The organism is Sphingobium lignivorans (genome assembly GCF_014203955.1).
GTDB classification, from domain to species: domain Bacteria; phylum Pseudomonadota; class Alphaproteobacteria; order Sphingomonadales; family Sphingomonadaceae; genus Sphingobium; species Sphingobium lignivorans.
Window position 1 is genome coordinate 1,638,140 of the sequence record NZ_JACHKA010000001.1, and the last position, 14,531, is coordinate 1,652,670.

13 protein-coding genes are annotated in these 14,531 nt (G+C 66.0%); 6 read left to right on the top strand and 7 right to left on the bottom strand.

Going from position 1 to position 14,531, the window contains the following annotated elements:
- Window positions 1-8: 8 nt before the first annotated feature.
- Window positions 9-1,352: a peptidylprolyl isomerase gene (locus HNP60_RS07420; protein ID WP_184152075.1), complete on the bottom strand. Its 1,344-nt coding sequence runs from the start codon at window positions 1,350-1,352 to the stop codon at window positions 9-11.
- Between the two features lie 152 nt (window positions 1,353-1,504).
- Window positions 1,505-3,751 carry an LPS-assembly protein LptD gene (locus tag HNP60_RS07425; protein ID WP_420825244.1) on the bottom strand — a complete coding sequence of 749 codons (2,247 nt, stop codon included), beginning with the start codon at window positions 3,749-3,751 and terminating at the stop codon, window positions 1,505-1,507.
- A 264-nt stretch (window positions 3,752-4,015) separates the two neighbouring features.
- Here HNP60_RS07425 and HNP60_RS07430 point away from each other — a divergent pair, with 264 nt between their 5' ends.
- Both HNP60_RS07430 and HNP60_RS07435 read left to right on the top strand, forming a co-directional pair.
- Window positions 4,016-5,470: a leucyl aminopeptidase gene (locus tag HNP60_RS07430; RefSeq protein ID WP_184152081.1), complete on the top strand. Its 1,455-nt coding sequence runs from the start codon at window positions 4,016-4,018 to the stop codon at window positions 5,468-5,470.
- Window positions 5,471-5,489: 19 nt separating this feature from the next.
- Window positions 5,490-5,927, top strand: a complete 438-nt coding sequence (locus HNP60_RS07435; RefSeq protein WP_184152084.1) for a DNA polymerase III subunit chi — start codon at window positions 5,490-5,492, stop codon at window positions 5,925-5,927.
- 14 nt (window positions 5,928-5,941) lie between these two features.
- Here the strand turns inward: HNP60_RS07435 and HNP60_RS19740 are convergent, their stop codons facing one another.
- The gene (locus HNP60_RS19740; protein WP_221414623.1) at window positions 5,942-6,685 is read right to left on the bottom strand and encodes a GIY-YIG nuclease family protein; all 744 of its coding nucleotides are present in this window, start codon (window positions 6,683-6,685) and stop codon (window positions 5,942-5,944) included.
- A gap of 191 nt (window positions 6,686-6,876) precedes the next feature.
- Here HNP60_RS19740 and ndk point away from each other — a divergent pair, with 191 nt between their 5' ends.
- Window positions 6,877-7,299 (top strand): nucleoside-diphosphate kinase, encoded by a 423-nt coding sequence (gene ndk, locus HNP60_RS07445; RefSeq protein WP_014075821.1) that lies wholly within the window; start codon window positions 6,877-6,879, stop codon window positions 7,297-7,299.
- A 77-nt stretch (window positions 7,300-7,376) separates the two neighbouring features.
- Here ndk and HNP60_RS07450 read toward each other — a convergent pair whose 3' ends face one another.
- Entirely contained in the window at window positions 7,377-7,823 is a 447-nt protein-coding gene (locus tag HNP60_RS07450) for a cupin domain-containing protein (protein ID WP_184152087.1), read from the bottom strand.
- Between the two features lie 109 nt (window positions 7,824-7,932).
- Complete coding sequence (locus HNP60_RS07455) at window positions 7,933-8,214, bottom strand: chorismate mutase (protein ID WP_184152090.1); 282 nt, start codon at window positions 8,212-8,214, stop codon at window positions 7,933-7,935.
- Window positions 8,215-8,320: 106 nt separating this feature from the next.
- Between HNP60_RS07455 and HNP60_RS07460 the strand changes: the two genes are divergently transcribed.
- The 3 genes from HNP60_RS07460 to HNP60_RS07470 all read left to right on the top strand — a co-directional run bounded on the left by HNP60_RS07460 (window position 8,321) and on the right by HNP60_RS07470 (window position 12,237).
- Window positions 8,321-9,334 carry a polyprenyl synthetase family protein gene (locus HNP60_RS07460; RefSeq protein WP_014075824.1) on the top strand — a complete coding sequence of 338 codons (1,014 nt, stop codon included), beginning with the start codon at window positions 8,321-8,323 and terminating at the stop codon, window positions 9,332-9,334.
- Between the two features lie 66 nt (window positions 9,335-9,400).
- A complete protein-coding gene (gene hrpB, locus HNP60_RS07465; protein ID WP_184156934.1) occupies window positions 9,401-11,869 on the top strand; it encodes an ATP-dependent helicase HrpB in 2,469 nt (822 codons plus the stop codon).
- An 89-nt stretch (window positions 11,870-11,958) separates the two neighbouring features.
- Complete coding sequence (locus HNP60_RS07470; RefSeq protein ID WP_014075826.1) at window positions 11,959-12,237, top strand: NADH dehydrogenase ubiquinone Fe-S protein 4; 279 nt, start codon at window positions 11,959-11,961, stop codon at window positions 12,235-12,237.
- 51 nt (window positions 12,238-12,288) lie between these two features.
- Here the strand turns inward: HNP60_RS07470 and purN are convergent, their stop codons facing one another.
- Together purN and purM are read right to left on the bottom strand one after the other, a co-directional pair.
- Window positions 12,289-13,251 (bottom strand): phosphoribosylglycinamide formyltransferase, encoded by a 963-nt coding sequence (gene purN / locus HNP60_RS07475; RefSeq protein WP_184152093.1) that lies wholly within the window; start codon window positions 13,249-13,251, stop codon window positions 12,289-12,291.
- A gap of 117 nt (window positions 13,252-13,368) precedes the next feature.
- Window positions 13,369-14,475 carry a phosphoribosylformylglycinamidine cyclo-ligase gene (purM, locus tag HNP60_RS07480; RefSeq protein ID WP_184152096.1) on the bottom strand — a complete coding sequence of 369 codons (1,107 nt, stop codon included), beginning with the start codon at window positions 14,473-14,475 and terminating at the stop codon, window positions 13,369-13,371.
- Window positions 14,476-14,531 lie beyond the last annotated feature (56 nt).

Genomic DNA, 14,531 nt, shown 5'->3' on the forward strand with positions numbered 1-14,531 from the left:
GGATCAGCTCAGTTATAGTCGATCACCGCATCGCGACGCAGGTCGCGCAGATAGGTGCGGGCTCTCTTGTTGACCCGATCTTCTTCCATCTGGGACATGATCTGGTCGAACGAAGGCGATCCCGCGTCTTGCGGATCGTCGCGGCCACACAGGATGAGCGCGCGCACGCCCTCGGTCGCCGAGCCGAAGGGCGGCGTAGCTTCCCCGACCTGCATGGCGAGCAGGACGGACTGGAGCTGCGGCGGCAGGTTGCGCGCGACGATGTCATTCTCGACCACGGTCGCGCCCAGCCCCTTGGCAAGTTCGGAAACCGCGCCGCAGCCCTGCAGCTTGCTCAAGGCCTCGCCGAAAGCATTGGCTTTCTGCTGGGCCTGCGCGGGTGTGGTGCCCGGCGGGAAGTCGATGGCGAGCTGCTTCAGGCTGAGCACAGAGTCGCGCGGATCGGCCGTCAGCACCTGGCGCTTGTCGACGAGATAGAGGATCGAGAAGCCGCCCGGGATGGGGATGGGGCCCACGACCTGTCCAACCTCGAGCTGCTGCACGGCGCTCGCCAGCGCGTCGGGCAACTGGGCAGGACGCACCCAACCCAGATCGCCGCCGACGGCCGCGGTCGATGCCTCGGAATATTGGCGGGCATAGGCCTGGAAGGAGCCACCCTTGCGGATCTGCTCCATGATCTGCTCGCCGTTCGCCTGCACTTGCTGCGTCGTTTCTGGCGTCGCGGAAAGGTAGATTTCCCCAACGTGGAATTCATCTTTGCCCTTGGAGGCCTTCAGCCGGTCCATGATGGCGGTGACCTCATCCTCCGAGACGTTCACGAAGGGCTGGACTTCCCGCCGCAGCAGGCGGTTCCAGGCGACTTCGCCTTCGATCTGGCGCTTGATGCTGCGCTCGGACGAGCCATGCTCGCTCAGATATTTGGCGAAACCTTCCGGCGAATAGCGGAAATTGGCCGCGACCCGCGCGAAATTCTCGTCCAGTTCGGCCTTGGGGACGCGGATGTCCTTTGCCGCTGCTTCCTGGATCTGGAGCGTCTCGTCGATAAGGTTGCGCAGCACCTGCAGGCGCAGGCGGTCGGTTTCCTCCGCGCTCACCTTGCCACCATTGGCAAGCACGACGAGCGCGAGGCGCTGTTCGATATCCGTCTCGGTGATGACTTCGCCGTTCACCAGCGCCGTCGCCTTGCGCACATTGGGATCGCGCTTGCCGAACATCGTCACATCGGCGGGAATGTCGAGCGCCGTGGACGGGGCGTTCAGGTCGTCGCCGCCGACCGTCTGCGACGGCGCCGCCTGGACGATCAGGCATGTCGCAACGCTCGCAATCACCGCTCTGGCGATACCGGAAGGCATCCTCTTAACCTTGATCAAAATGCTCTCCATTCAGAAGCAGGCGATGGCCCGAAAACTGGCCCGCTCGCTCCGGCTGATGCCGCGATGCGGCTGAACCGGGGCTGAGCGATGACTGTGACCGTCGCAGCCAGATCCCCGGTGAAGGCTGTTCTTTACATACCCAGATTCTTAAATACCAGCCGCAGCTGAAAGGAATTGCCGAGCCGCGCGTCGCCGACCGTCTGATAGTCGCGGCGCCATGTGAAGCCCATTTCCAGGCAATCGTCCTCATAGGCAATGCCGAGACGGTGGCGCACGGGCTCGAAGCCGGAGAGCGTGCTGGTCGGATCATCATTCGCGCCGGTGAGGTCGATATTGGTCGAGCCGAAAACGGACCAGTAGCGGGCGATCGCGACCCGCGCCGCAACGCGGACTTCCTCGACATCGCGCAAGTCCTCCACGCCGGACGTCACGTTGCGATCCAGCCGGAGATAGCCCACCTCGATATAGGTCTTGCGCGAGCCGACCGTCGCCTCGATCTCGTTGCGGCGGACGGCCAGATTATCCTTGTCGACGCGGAAGCGATGCGTGACCGCCAGGAAATCCTTGTAGCGCAGTTGCGCGCGCCCCACGATGTCCGACATGCGATCGGAAAGGCCCGTGCCGTCCGGCAACACGGTGGCGCGTTCGGTGAGCCGGTAGCTCTGACCCACCGTGGCGTCGAATGTGAAATTCGGCCGATCGAGCCGATAATCGAACCCGTAAGTGATCCGGCTCGAATCCTCGAAACGGTCATAACCCGGAAAGCGATTCAGCGCGAAAAGGTTGGAATCCTCCAGATCGATCGCCCGTGCATCCTCATTGGGTACATCGAGATTGGAAATGCGCGGCGCGAGCACCAGCTGGATGCGCGGCGTGATCCGCTGGCTGCCGCCCAGCGCCTTGCCGATGAACGGCCAGCGCATGTCGAGCGCGAGCGCTGCGATCCCCCGCGTCTGCCAACCGGGTTCGCCGCGGTAGATGACCGTCGGGCTGAGATCATTCTGCGCGCTGTGATAGACATCGCCCCGGGCATAACCGGTGATGCTCACTTCCTGGCCCATCCCGGTCAGCCGGCTCTGGGTCCAGGTGACGCCCGCGAAAGCGCGCTGGGTATCCTGGCCATCGGTGCGCAGGATCGATAGGCTGTTCGCCTGAAACTGCACGCGCCCGCCGAACAGAGGATCGGTCGTGCGCAGGCGATAGTCGATTGCGGGGATGGCGATGGGCAGCTGCCCCGCCGAGACGCCCGGCCGCAACGACTGGAAGGCCCAGCCTGCGATGGACAGGTAACTGCGCGTATCGATGCGCTCGAGATTGAGGGTCGAACGCAGCCTGTCTTCGCGGGAAATGTCGTAGCGGTTGAGGAAGGTGCGATCGGAAACGTAGCGGAGCGAGCCGGACAGCGACCACAAGGGATCGAACTGGAATTTTCCGCTCGCGGCGAGGTAGCCGCGCAGCTTGTCCTTGGTGGTCGTGATAGTCGGATCCGCCACCGGGGTCACGGCGCTGACGGTCGCGAAGCCGGTGACCTGGTAAGCGCCATTGGAAAGCAGCGCTCGATAATTGCCCTCGATCATCGGCAATTCGGCGCTGAAGACGTGCGGCGTCAGGGTCAGGTCGCGATTGCTGGAGAGGCGCCAGTAATAGGGCACGGCGAACTCGAAGCCGTTGCGACGGTCATAACCCACATCCGGCACCAGCAAGCCATCGCCGCCTTCCTCGCCGATGCTGTGGCGCAAGCCGGGCAGGGGGATGAGCGGCATCCCGAGCAGCTTGACCCGCGCATTGTCGTAGCGCACCCGCTCGCGCGCATTGTCCAGCACCACCCGATCGGCCTGGATCTGCCAGGTCGGCTCCTTGGGGCAGCCGGCATCGGTTTCGACACGGCAAGGGGTGTAGGCGGCGCGCTCCAGCACATAGATATCGCCTTCGCGCGTGCCTTTCTCGGCGGCGAGGCGATTGGCATTGTTAGTGACGATCAGCAGATTCTGGATGACCCCGTCCCGCAGGCTCTCGGTGACGTCCATCTCGTCCGCATAGGCCCTGTCGCCTTTCTCGTTAACGAGGGCGACATCGCCGCGCGCGATTACCGTTCCCGCCTTGCGGTCCCAGCTCACTTCATCGGCAAAGAGGCGTGCCCCTTCCCGCGACACCTGGACATTGCCCGACGCGGTGACGACATCCGAATCCTGATCATAATCGATGCGAGCGGCCTCGAAAGCGATTTCCTCGGCCGAGATCGGCTGGTCCGGCGGCGCCAGGTCACGAGCAGCGACCGGGGGATCCTGAAGGATTGGGCCCTCGCCCGTCGTTTGGGCGCCGGCGCGATTCGCGCCTGTCCCCGCCAGCAGCAATGCGATTGCCGTGGCGGCGACCATCGTCGGCCGCTGGAGAGCTTGCCTCTGTTGCGCGCGGCGCAGCCTCGTCGCCAAACCTGTCGTCTCCATACTGGTTGCGGGCGGAAGCTTTGCTTGGCGCCTGCGCCGCCTATTGCATTGCCGCGCCCCGATCGCAATCTCCTAGCCAAGCGCGAAATCGCGTCAATCGCGCCGTTTGCCGTGGCGCGGCGGGCGGCAAGGCGCTATTCGGCAGCCAATCATGCGCCGGCTGGCGCGGTCATTTCGGTTCCAGGAGCTTAATTCATGAAGATCGCCATCAGTGCTTCTCGTCCCGAGGATGCGGGATGTCTCATCTTCCCGATCGCCAAGGGAGCGGACATCGCACCGGCCATCGAGGCGCGGGCCCTGGCGGCCGATGCCGCCGCCAGCCTGCGCTTCGCGGGTGAAGCCGGGGGCCTTGTCGAGTTGTTCGCCAGCGAGGCCGGGAAGACCATGCGCATCCTGCTGGTCGGGACGGGCGAAGGCAGTGCCGCCGATTTCGAGAAGGCGGGCGCCTCTGTGTCCGCACGGCTGCTGACGTCCGGCCTGAGTCACGCAGCGGTGGACGGCACGGCAATCGAGGCGGCATCGCTTGCCCATCTCGGCTTCGGGGCTCTGTTGCGGGCATGGCGGATCGATACCTATCGCACGCGGCTCAGCGAGAAGGCGAAGCCGACCCTCGAGACGCTGACGCTGGTCAGCGAGGCGGCTGAGCTGCCGGCTCTGTGGGCGGACCGCGAGGCCCTGGCAGGCGGTGTGGCGTTCACGCGCGAGTTGATCTCGGAGCCGGCCAATATCCTTTATCCCGAGAGCTTCGTGGAGCGTTGCGCGCCGCTGGCCGATCTGGGCGTCGAGATCAGCGTGCTGACCGAGGACGACATGGAGCGGCTCGGCATGGGCGCGCTGCTCGGCGTGGCGCAGGGCTCGGTCCGCAAGCCGCGCCTTTTGGCCATGCGCTGGGACGGCACCGGGGGCATTCAGGAAAAGCCGCTGCTGCTGGTCGGCAAGGGCGTCACCTTCGATACCGGCGGCATTTCGCTCAAGCCCGGCCCCGGCATGGAAGACATGAAGTGGGACATGGGCGGCGCCGGGGCCGTGGCGGGTACCATGAAAGCCCTCGCGCTGCGCAAGGCCAATGCCCATGTCGTCGGCATCTGCGGCCTCGTCGAGAACATGCCGGACGGCAATGCGCAGCGGCCCGGCGATATCGTCACCACCATGTCGGGCCAGACGGTGGAAGTGCTGAACACGGATGCCGAAGGACGGCTGGTGTTGTGCGATGCCATCTGGTGGGCGCAGCAGACCTACAAGCCCGAGGTTCTGCTCGACCTGGCGACACTGACCGGTGCGATGATCATCGCGCTGGGCCACGAGCATGCTGGCCTCTTCAGCAATGACGATGGTCTTGCCAATCAGCTTCTCTCCGCAGGTGTCCAAAGCGGCGACAAGCTGTGGCGCTTCCCGCTGTCCGAAGCCTATGACAAGCTGCTGGACAGCCCCATCGCCGACATCAAGAATATCGGGCCGCGCTATGCCGGCTCCATCACGGCGGCGCAGTTCATCAAGCGCTTCGTGCAGGATGGCGTGAAGTGGGCGCATCTCGACATCGCGGGCATGGTCTGGGCGGACAAGCCCGGCGCCACCTGGGACAAGGGCGCGACCGGCTATGGCGTGCGCTTGCTCGATCAGCTCATTCGCGATCATTATCAGGCGGACTGATCGGGGGACGGAAAAGAGCGTGCAGGTCGACTTCTACCAGCTCAGCCGCGATCCGGTCGAAGCCGTCATGCCCGCGATCGCGCGCAGGATCCTGGAGAGCGGTGGCCGGCTGCTGGTGGTCTCGGACGAGCGGGACCAGCTCGACCGGATTTCCCGGGGCCTGTGGAACGCGGGGCCGGAGACCTATCTCGCGAACGATCATGCCGACGCGCCGGCGCCGCATGTCCAGCCGGTGCTGCTCTCGCCCGGTTGCGAGCCGCTGAACGGCGCCCGTCATGCGGCGCTGGCGGATGGTCGGTGGCGGGAAGAGGTCCTTGGCTTCGATCGGGCTTTCTACTTCTTCGACGAGGCGACCATCGCCGGTGCGCGTGCGGCATGGCGCGCGCTGAGCCGGACGGACGGCGTCGTCCCTCGTTTCTGGAAGCAGGAAGGCGGCCGCTGGCGGCAGGGACCCTGAGCATCGCCGTGCTCTCAGGGTGGTGACCAGCCGGTCGTGTGGATCAGTTCGGCCAGCAATTGCGTGCGATGAAGATGCTCGATCTCCGGATCGGCGACCTGAAGATATTCGGCCCCTGAGAGATTGTCGCCACGCTTGCGGTTCAGTGGTGGCTCGAGGCTCTCGATCATCAATGCCTCCATCGTTTCGATGATCACATTGTGGTTCCACGAGGAGGACGGGGTGTGGAGCAGCCCATCCTTGCCCACAGCCCGCATGCCGAACCAGGAGAAACGATCCCAGCGTCCCGCCATCCGGTCCCCCGTATGGGCCTTGAGGCGGGCGCAGAGCTTCTCCGTCGCCCGGCCGACATAAATGATCCGATCGCGGTCATGCAGCAGGTAGACGCCGACCTGCTCTGCAAAGTCCACCTTGCCCGGCCCGCGCTTCTGCCGCCCGAACAGCCTGGGCTGGCCGCTCCAGCGGATCTGGTCCCGTTTCCAGTACATGCCGAAAGCGGTGAGCGCGCCGGTGCCGGAGCGGGGCGCCGCCCTTTCCGTGCCTGGCTGCAGTGCCGGGCCGGGGCAATCCTCGCAGATCGTCGCGGCGGGCCGGTGATAGATGATGGGCTCCCTGCAATGACCAGCTTTGACGCAGGGGGCCACAGCAGTGCCCACCGGCGCCGGAGGACGGGAATGCAGGGCAGGGACTGGCGGGACATCTGGGCCGTCTGGCCTGTACTGGATCGATCCGTCCGTCTGGCGGATCAGTCGATACATGATCTCTCCGGGAACAACATCTTGTCCGGGCTGGCTTTCCATTTGCATGTTATGCTCCCGTCCCCGGGCATCAGCTTAGATGGACCGCATTAATCGATCGTAACAAGGTTTCTGGTGTGCACTTGATCCGGCAGCACTTCGCCGCTAGAGGGCGCGCGTCTTTCCATTCAGCCTGATTTCGGAGCATTCCCATGGCGGTGACTCGCACCTTCTCGATCATCAAGCCCGACGCCACGCGTCGTAACCTCACCGGCGGCGTCACCAAGATGCTCGAGGAGGCAGGCCTGCGCGTCGTCGCTTCCAAGCGCATTCACATGACCCGCGAGCAGGCCGAGGGCTTCTACGCGGTGCACAAGGAGCGCCCCTTCTTCGGCGAGCTGGTCGAATTCATGATCTCCGGCCCGGTCGTCGTGCAGGTGCTCGAAGGCGAGGACGCGGTGAAGCGCAATCGCGACGTGATGGGCGCCACCAACCCTGCCAATGCCGACGAAGGCACCATCCGCAAGACCTACGCCGAGTCCATCGAGGCCAACAGCGTGCACGGGTCGGACAGCGAGGAGAATGCCGCGATCGAGATCGCCTACTTCTTCAAGCCGGAAGAAATCGTCGGCTGAACGCGAGTCGTCCATGCGACAGAAGGGCTGCCGGAGTGATCCGGCGGCCCTTTTTCATATCAGGCGCCCGCCGCCGGCTAGCCCGCCCAGGCAAGCAGGTCGAAATCATCCGGGACGATGAGGAAGAGATTGGCGACCGGGGTGAGCATGTTGCTGCGATGCCCCTTGCCGCGCTGGTCCTCGATGAACACCAGATCGCCCTTGCCGATGCGATGACGGGTTCCATCGGTGAGTTCGACATCGATGTCCCCGGTGATGTTGATGGAGAACCGCTTGTTGGGCGCTGTCCCCCAGTGCGTCCTGCCCGGGCCGATGCTGCCGGCGAGAACGGTTTCGACGGGAATGGGCTTGTTTCCGTGCACGCGGACCCGCCGGGCACGGGAAATGCCGTCCGCATCGGCATAGACATGCAGCACTTCGAGCAGGCCGGGCGGCGCGCGCATTGTCTGCGCTTCGGCGCCCTGCGGAGCGAGCATGGCGACAAGCGCACCCGCAGTCATGAGATCACGCCGACTTGTTTCCATCCTTCGCTCTCCCTGTCCTTGTTAGGTGATCGCCTCGGATTCCTCGGCACTTTCCGGCGGCGCATCTTTCTTGCGCGGCGCTGGCCCGGGGAGGAAGAAACGTCCCGCGCTAGTCGTTGCCTCGCATCTGCTCATGATGGCGGATCACTTCGTCGATGACGAAGCGCAGGAACTTCTCCGTGAAGTCCGGGTCAAGATTGGCGTCCATCGCGAGCCGGCGCAGCCGCGCGACCTGCTCGCTCTCGCGTTGCGGATCCGCCGGGGGGAGGGCGACGGTCGCCTTGTATTCGCCCACGGCCTTCGTGATCTTGAACCGTTCGGCCAGCATGAAGACGAGCGCGGCGTCGATATTGTCGATGCTTTCCCGGTAGCGCCTGAGCGTTTCGTCCATTCCGCTGCCTTCTCCTTTTTTTGCGGCGGGCATCACTCGCCTCTCCGCAGGCACAAGGCAAGCCAATTTGCTTGCCAAACCGGGGTGCTGCCGCCAGAGCACGGCCATGAGCGCCACCATTCACCGCCTGTCGCGCAACAGCGCGCCATCGCTCGAGCCGATGATGAGCCTGGTCGCGGAAGACCTGAACAGCGTCAACGCCGTGATCCTGGCGCGCATGCAGTCGCGCATTCCGCTGATCCCGGAGCTTGCGGGCCATTTGATCGCGGGGGGCGGCAAGCGCATGCGCCCCATGCTGACACTCGCTTGCGCGCGGCTGCTCGATTATGCCGGCACGCGCCATCACAGGCTCGCCGCCGCGGTCGAGTTCATCCACACCGCCACGCTGCTGCACGACGATGTAGTGGATGGCAGCGCGATGCGGCGGGGCAAGCGCACGGCAAACATGATCTGGGGCAACAATGCCTCGGTGCTGGTCGGCGATTTCCTGTTCAGCCGCTCCTTCGAGCTGATGGTCGAGGACGGATCGCTCAAGGTCCTCAAGATTCTGGCCAACGCCTCCGCAGTTATCGCCGAGGGTGAAGTGAACCAGCTCACTGCCCAGCGCCGGATCGAGACGGACGAGGACCAGTATCTGGACATCATCGGCGCGAAGACCGCCGCGCTGTTCGCGGCCGCCTGCCGTATCGCGGCCGTGGTGGCCGAGCGGCCCGAAGCGGAGGAACTCGCGCTGGACGCCTATGGCCGCAATCTCGGCATTGCCTTCCAGCTGGTCGATGATGCCATCGATTATGTCTCGGACGGCGAGACCATGGGCAAGGACACCGGCGACGATTTCCGCGACGGCAAGATCACGCTGCCGGTCATCCTGGCTTATGCGCGCGGCAACGAGGCGGATCGCAAGTTCTGGAAAGAAACCATGTCCGGCCTGCACGGAGACAATGCCGATCTGGCCCATGCCCAGTCCCTGCTCGCCGCGACGGGCGCGATCGACGACACGCTGGCACGAGCCCGCCATTATGGCCAGCGGGCGATCGATGCGATCGGCATGTTCGGCAATGCGCGGGCCAAGGCGGCCCTGACCGAGGCTGTCGAGTTCGCAATCGCGCGCGCTTACTGATCGCAAGATGCCGGACAGGCCGGGGGGCTTGTTAGAAAGCCGCGTCTGCGTCACGGACGAGGCATGATGCAGCGACTTCCCATCCATGCGGTTCTGCCCGATCTGCTCGCGGTTCTGCGTGCGCGGACGGGTGCGGTGCTGGTCGCGCCGCCCGGGGCTGGCAAGACGACGATGGTCGCGCCGGCCCTGCTCGCCGAGCCGTGGGCGGCGGGTGGACAGATATGGCTGCTCTCGCCCCGCCGGCTTGCCGCGCGCGCCGCGGCCGAGCGCATGGCCGAGCTTGCCGGCGAGAAGCCGGGCGAAACCATCGGCTACGCCACGCGACTCGAGAGCCGCACCTCACCGCGCACCCGGCTGCTGGTTGTGACTGAAGGCATTTTCCGTCGCCGCATTCAGGCGGACCCCGAGCTGTCGGGCGTGGCGGCCGTGCTGTTCGATGAAGTGCATGAGCGCAGCCTCGAGGGCGATTTCGGCCTTGCCCTCGCGCTCGACGCACAGGCCGGCCTGCGCGAGGATCTGCGCCTGCTCGCCATGTCCGCTACGCTGGATGGCGCTCGATTCGCCGCGCTGATGGGGGGCGTTCCGGTCATCGAGAGCGAGGGGCGGGCCTATCCGGTCGATCTTCGTCATGTCGGACGCGATGCAGCGCAGCGACTCGAGGATGCGATGGCCGCCAGCATCCGGCGCGCACTCGCGGAAGAGAAAGAAGGGGACGTGCTCGCTTTCCTGCCGGGCGTGGGCGAGATCGGGCGCACTGCGGAGCGACTCGCGGGCCTGCCGCCGCATGTCGCCGTGCGTCCCCTGCATGGCTCGCTCGATCCGGCGGCGCAGCGCGCGGCGCTTCGGCCCGCCGGCCCGGGCGCGCGCAAGGTCATCCTCGCGACGAGCATCGCCGAGACCAGCCTGACCATCGATGGCGTGCGCATCGTGGTCGACAGCGGCCTCGCGCGCAGGCCCCGCCACGATCTTGCGGCCGGAGTGACGCGTCTCGTGACGGAGCGCGCCAGTCAAGCTGCCGTGATCCAGCGCGCGGGCCGGGCGGGGCGACAGGGGCCGGGCGTCGCCTATCGCCTGTGGGAAGCGGCCGCCACGTCCGGCATGCCGCCTTTCGATCCACCGGAAATCCTGGAAAGCGACCTGACCGGCCTCGTGCTGGATTGCGCGGTCTGGGGCGTGACAGACCCCGCGACCCTGCGCTGGCTCGATGCGCCGCCCGCCGCAGCGGTGAGCGTGGCGCGGCGCCGTCTCACCGCGATCGGCGCTCTCGATCAGGAGGGCCGTGCGAGCGCTCATGGGCGCGCTATCGCCGAACTGCCCCTGGAGCCGCGCCTCGCGCATATGCTGCTGCTTTCGGCAGAAGCCGGCGAGGGCCCGGCCGCTGCCGATGTCGCCGTGCTGCTGACCGAGCGTGGCCTTGGAGGACCCTCCGTCGACCTTTCCCGCCGTCGCGCGAACTGGGCACGCGAGCGCGGGCCGCGCGCGGACGGCGCGCGCAGGCTGGCGGCGCGCTGGCTTGGCCTTGTCGGCAAGAGCGCGCCCGCAGGCGAGGGCGCTCGCCATGATGAGGATGCCGCGCTGGCCCACTGCGTCGCGCGTGCATTTCCGGACAGGATCGCGCGCAGGCGTGCTGCTGACGGGCAGGACTGGATCAGCGTGGGTGGGCGCGGCTTCCGGCTCGATCCGGCCGATCCGCTGGCCCGCGCGGAATGGCTTGCCGTCGGGGAGATTCAGGGAAGCGCCGCGGGCGCGCGCATCCTTTCGGCGGTCGCGCTGGAGGAGGCGGATGTGCTGGCGCTGGCGGCCGAGCGGATCGAGGAAAAGCGGACCGTGCGCTGGCGACGCGACCTTGGCGGCGTCGAGGCTTCCCGGGAGCGCTGGCTGGGCGCCATCCGCCTCTCCGCCGGCCCGGATGATTCGCCCGAACGCGCGGCGGTGATCGCCGCGCTGGCGGCCTCGCTACGGGAAGGCGGACTGGAGCTTCTGCCATGGGGCAAGGCCGCCATGTCCCTGCGCATGCGTGCCGATTTTGCCGGGGAAGGCGCGCCCATCTCCAGCGAGGCCCTGCTTGCCGATGCAGAGGCATGGCTGGACATGCTGCTTCCGGCCGATGCCCGCCGCCTTGGCGCCATCGACTCAGGCGCGCTGCGCAATCTGCTGGTCCAGCGCCTGGGTTGGGATGCCACGCAGCGCATCGAGGCGCTTGCGCCGACGGACTTTACCAGCCCGGCCGGGAGCCATCACGCCATCGATTATGACGCGCCGGCCGGTCCCACTGTCGAGGTGCGTGTGCAGGCACTGTTCGGCTTGTCGGAGCATCCTGTGGTGGGAGCGGCGCGAATCCCGCTGGTCCTGTCGCTCACGTCGCCTGCGGGGCGACCGATCCAGACCACGCGGGATTTGCCGGGCTTCTGGAAAGGAAGCTGGGCTGCCGTGGCGCGCGAAATGCGGGGCCGTTATCCCAAGCATCCCTGGCCGGACGATCCTGCCGCCGCGAGTGCGACTCTGCGCACCAAGAGGGCGGATGCGCGGGGCTGATCTACGGCACGGCGATTCTCCCAGGCACGCGATCTTGACACGCCCTGCGGTTTTGCGCGACGGACGAGCCGACAAGCAAGGGAGTCCCCATGGCCGCGCGTATCTACCAGATTCCCAAGAATGCGATGCAGTCGGGCAAGGCGCGCACCGGCACATGGGTGCTGGAGTTCGAGGCTCTCGAAGCCAAGAAGCCCGATCCGATGATGGGCTGGGCCGGTTCGGGCGACACGCGCGAGCAGGTGAAGCTGACTTTCCCGAGCGAAGCCGCCGCGCGCGCTTATGCCGAGCGTTACGGCATTGCATGCCATGTGGTCAGGACGCCGCCCAAAACCTTGAAAATTCAGGCTTACGCCGACAACTTTCGCTAAGGTTGCACTGCCTCGCGCACCGGTTTCCGATAAGCCGCGCCGCCAATTCGCTTAAAAGGCGTCGGCAATATCCATCATCCTGGTGAGCCTCCTGGGCGCGACCGCCCGCCAGCTCTTTGCCAGCCATTCCCCGACATGGTCCCAGTCCACGCCGGGCCTGTCGAGCCGGAGCGCGACCCAGCCGCTCGCGCCATAATAAGCGGGGCGATAATAGAGATCCGGCTCCGCATCGATGAGCGCGTTCATCTCGTCCGGCCCTGATGTCTTCACCAGCAGCGCGATGGCGTCCTCGCCATGATGATTCACTGAAACATAAGCGAAGAACTTGCCGGATTTCTCGCCGCCCACCCGCCAGCCCGGCGCGCCATGCGATGTGCGCGCGTCCGTCTCGGGGAGGGCAAGCGCCAGCTCTCCCACGCGAGCGATGATCCAGTCCGCGTCCATCTCCCGGCCCACATAGTCGGCCAGCATGCGCGGATAGAGCTGATACTCCGCATAGAGCACGCGCTGTGCCAGTGAGTCGGCCGTGTCGCCGGGCAGGATCGAGACGGGGATCTGCCCCAGCACCGGGCCGTCATCCAGTTCGGACGTGACCAGATGGACTGTGCAGCCGCCATGGCTGTCACCTGCGTCGATCGCGCGCTGGTGCGTGTCGAGGCCCCGGTAATTGGGCAGCAGGGAAGGGTGGGTGTTCAGCATCCGTCCCGCCCATTGCGCCACGAAGCCAGGCGTGAGGATGCGCATATAGCCGCACAGCGCCACGTAATCCGCGCCGGAACGGAGCAGCGCTTCCTGCATGATCGCCTCATGCGCCTCGCGGCTCATGCCCTTGTGGCTGTGCGCGAAGGTCGGCACGCCTTCGGCCGCCGCGATGGTGAGCCCGCGCGCCTCGGGCCTGTTGGAGGCGACAAGCACGATCTCATAGGGGCAGCCGGGCAGGCGCGAGGCGTAGAGCAGCGACGTCATCGTCGTTCCCGTGCCGGAAAGCATCACTGCGACTTTGGCTTTGGCCATGGAACGTCTACTCATTCACCATCGCCCTGAACCTGTTCCAGGGGCTATCTGCGATCGGGATCGGTCAATGCGGCCAAATGGATACTGAAACAAGGTCAGCATGACGTGCGGCAGGCGTCAGCCGAGATGCGTCGCGCTCCAGCCGGCCATCGCGCTCCAGCTTTCCGCCGAGCCCCTTACGGTGCAGCCCTTGTCGCCTGCGCGAATCTCGCCGAGGCGATGCACCGTTTCGCCGGCTTCCTCGAGCGCGGCAGTCACGCCGGTGACATCGCCGGGCGCGACGACCACGGCCATGCCGATGCCGCAGTTGAAAGTGCGGGCCATTTCGCCCGGCTCGATATTGCCCTGCGCCTGCAGGAAGGCCATCAGGCGCGGCTGTGGCCAGAGATCGGCATCGACATGCGCATGGAGACCGGCGGGCAGAATGCGCGGGATGTTTTCCAGCAGGCCGCCGCCCGTGATGTGGGCCATGGCGTGGACAAGTCCCTTGCGGACCAGCGGCAGCAGCGACTTCACATAGATCCGCGTGGGCGCCATCAGCGCGTCGATCAGCAGCACGTCCTGATCGAACAGGGCAGGGCGGTCCAGTTTCCAGCCCTTGTCCGTCGCGAGGCGACGCACCAGCGAATAGCCGTTCGAATGGACGCCCGAGGAGGCGAGCCCCAGAATTACGTCGCCTTCGGCAACCTTGTCGGCAGTGAGGACTTCGTCCCGCTCGACCGCGCCGACGCAGAAGCCCGCGAGATCATAGTCGCCGTCCGCATACATGCCCGGCATTTCCGCCGTCTCGCCGCCGATCAGTGCGCATCCGGCCTGTTTGCAGCCTTCCGCGATTCCCGCGATCACGCGCTCGGCCACGCCGTTGTCCAGCTTTCCGGTCGCGAAATAATCGAGGAAGAACAAGGGCTCGGCACCCTGCACGATCAGGTCGTTGGCACACATCGCCACGAGATCGATGCCGACCGTGTCGTGCTTGCCGCTGTCGATCGCGAGCTTGAGTTTCGTGCCAACGCCGTCGTTTGCCGCGACCAGCAGGGGATCGCGAAATCCTGCCGCCTTGAGATCGAAGAAACCTCCGAAGCCACCGAGGTCCGCGTCGGCCCCGGGGCGCCGGGTTGCCCGGGCGAGCGGCGCGATGGCGCGAACCAGCGCGTTGCCCGCGGCGATATCGACGCCGGCCTGGGCATAGGTGTAGGCGGGGGGAGCGTTGTGCTTGCTGTCCATGTGCCGCCATTACCAAATCGGGCTTGGTTTTCCAGAGCAATGCCGCCAAAAGGACG

Excerpts from the sequence above, each read along its gene's own strand:
- HNP60_RS07420 (WP_184152075.1), bottom strand. The coding sequence starts at position 1,352 with ATGCCTTCCGGTATCGCCAGAGCGGTGATTGCGAGCGTTGCGACATGC.
- HNP60_RS07425 (WP_420825244.1), bottom strand. The coding sequence starts at position 3,751 with ATGGTCGCCGCCACGGCAATCGCATTGCTGCTGGCGGGGACAGGCGCG.
- HNP60_RS07430 (WP_184152081.1), top strand. The coding sequence starts at position 4,016 with ATGAAGATCGCCATCAGTGCTTCTCGTCCCGAGGATGCGGGATGTCTC.
- HNP60_RS19740 (WP_221414623.1), bottom strand. The coding sequence starts at position 6,685 with ATGTATCGACTGATCCGCCAGACGGACGGATCGATCCAGTACAGGCCA.
- ndk (WP_014075821.1), top strand. The coding sequence starts at position 6,877 with ATGGCGGTGACTCGCACCTTCTCGATCATCAAGCCCGACGCCACGCGT.
- HNP60_RS07450 (WP_184152087.1), bottom strand. The coding sequence starts at position 7,823 with ATGGAAACAAGTCGGCGTGATCTCATGACTGCGGGTGCGCTTGTCGCC.
- HNP60_RS07455 (WP_184152090.1), bottom strand. The coding sequence starts at position 8,214 with ATGGACGAAACGCTCAGGCGCTACCGGGAAAGCATCGACAATATCGAC.
- HNP60_RS07460 (WP_014075824.1), top strand. The coding sequence starts at position 8,321 with ATGAGCGCCACCATTCACCGCCTGTCGCGCAACAGCGCGCCATCGCTC.
- hrpB (WP_184156934.1), top strand. The coding sequence starts at position 9,401 with ATGCAGCGACTTCCCATCCATGCGGTTCTGCCCGATCTGCTCGCGGTT.
- HNP60_RS07470 (WP_014075826.1), top strand. The coding sequence starts at position 11,959 with ATGGCCGCGCGTATCTACCAGATTCCCAAGAATGCGATGCAGTCGGGC.
- purN (WP_184152093.1), bottom strand. The coding sequence starts at position 13,251 with ATGGCCAAAGCCAAAGTCGCAGTGATGCTTTCCGGCACGGGAACGACG.
- purM (WP_184152096.1), bottom strand. The coding sequence starts at position 14,475 with ATGGACAGCAAGCACAACGCTCCCCCCGCCTACACCTATGCCCAGGCC.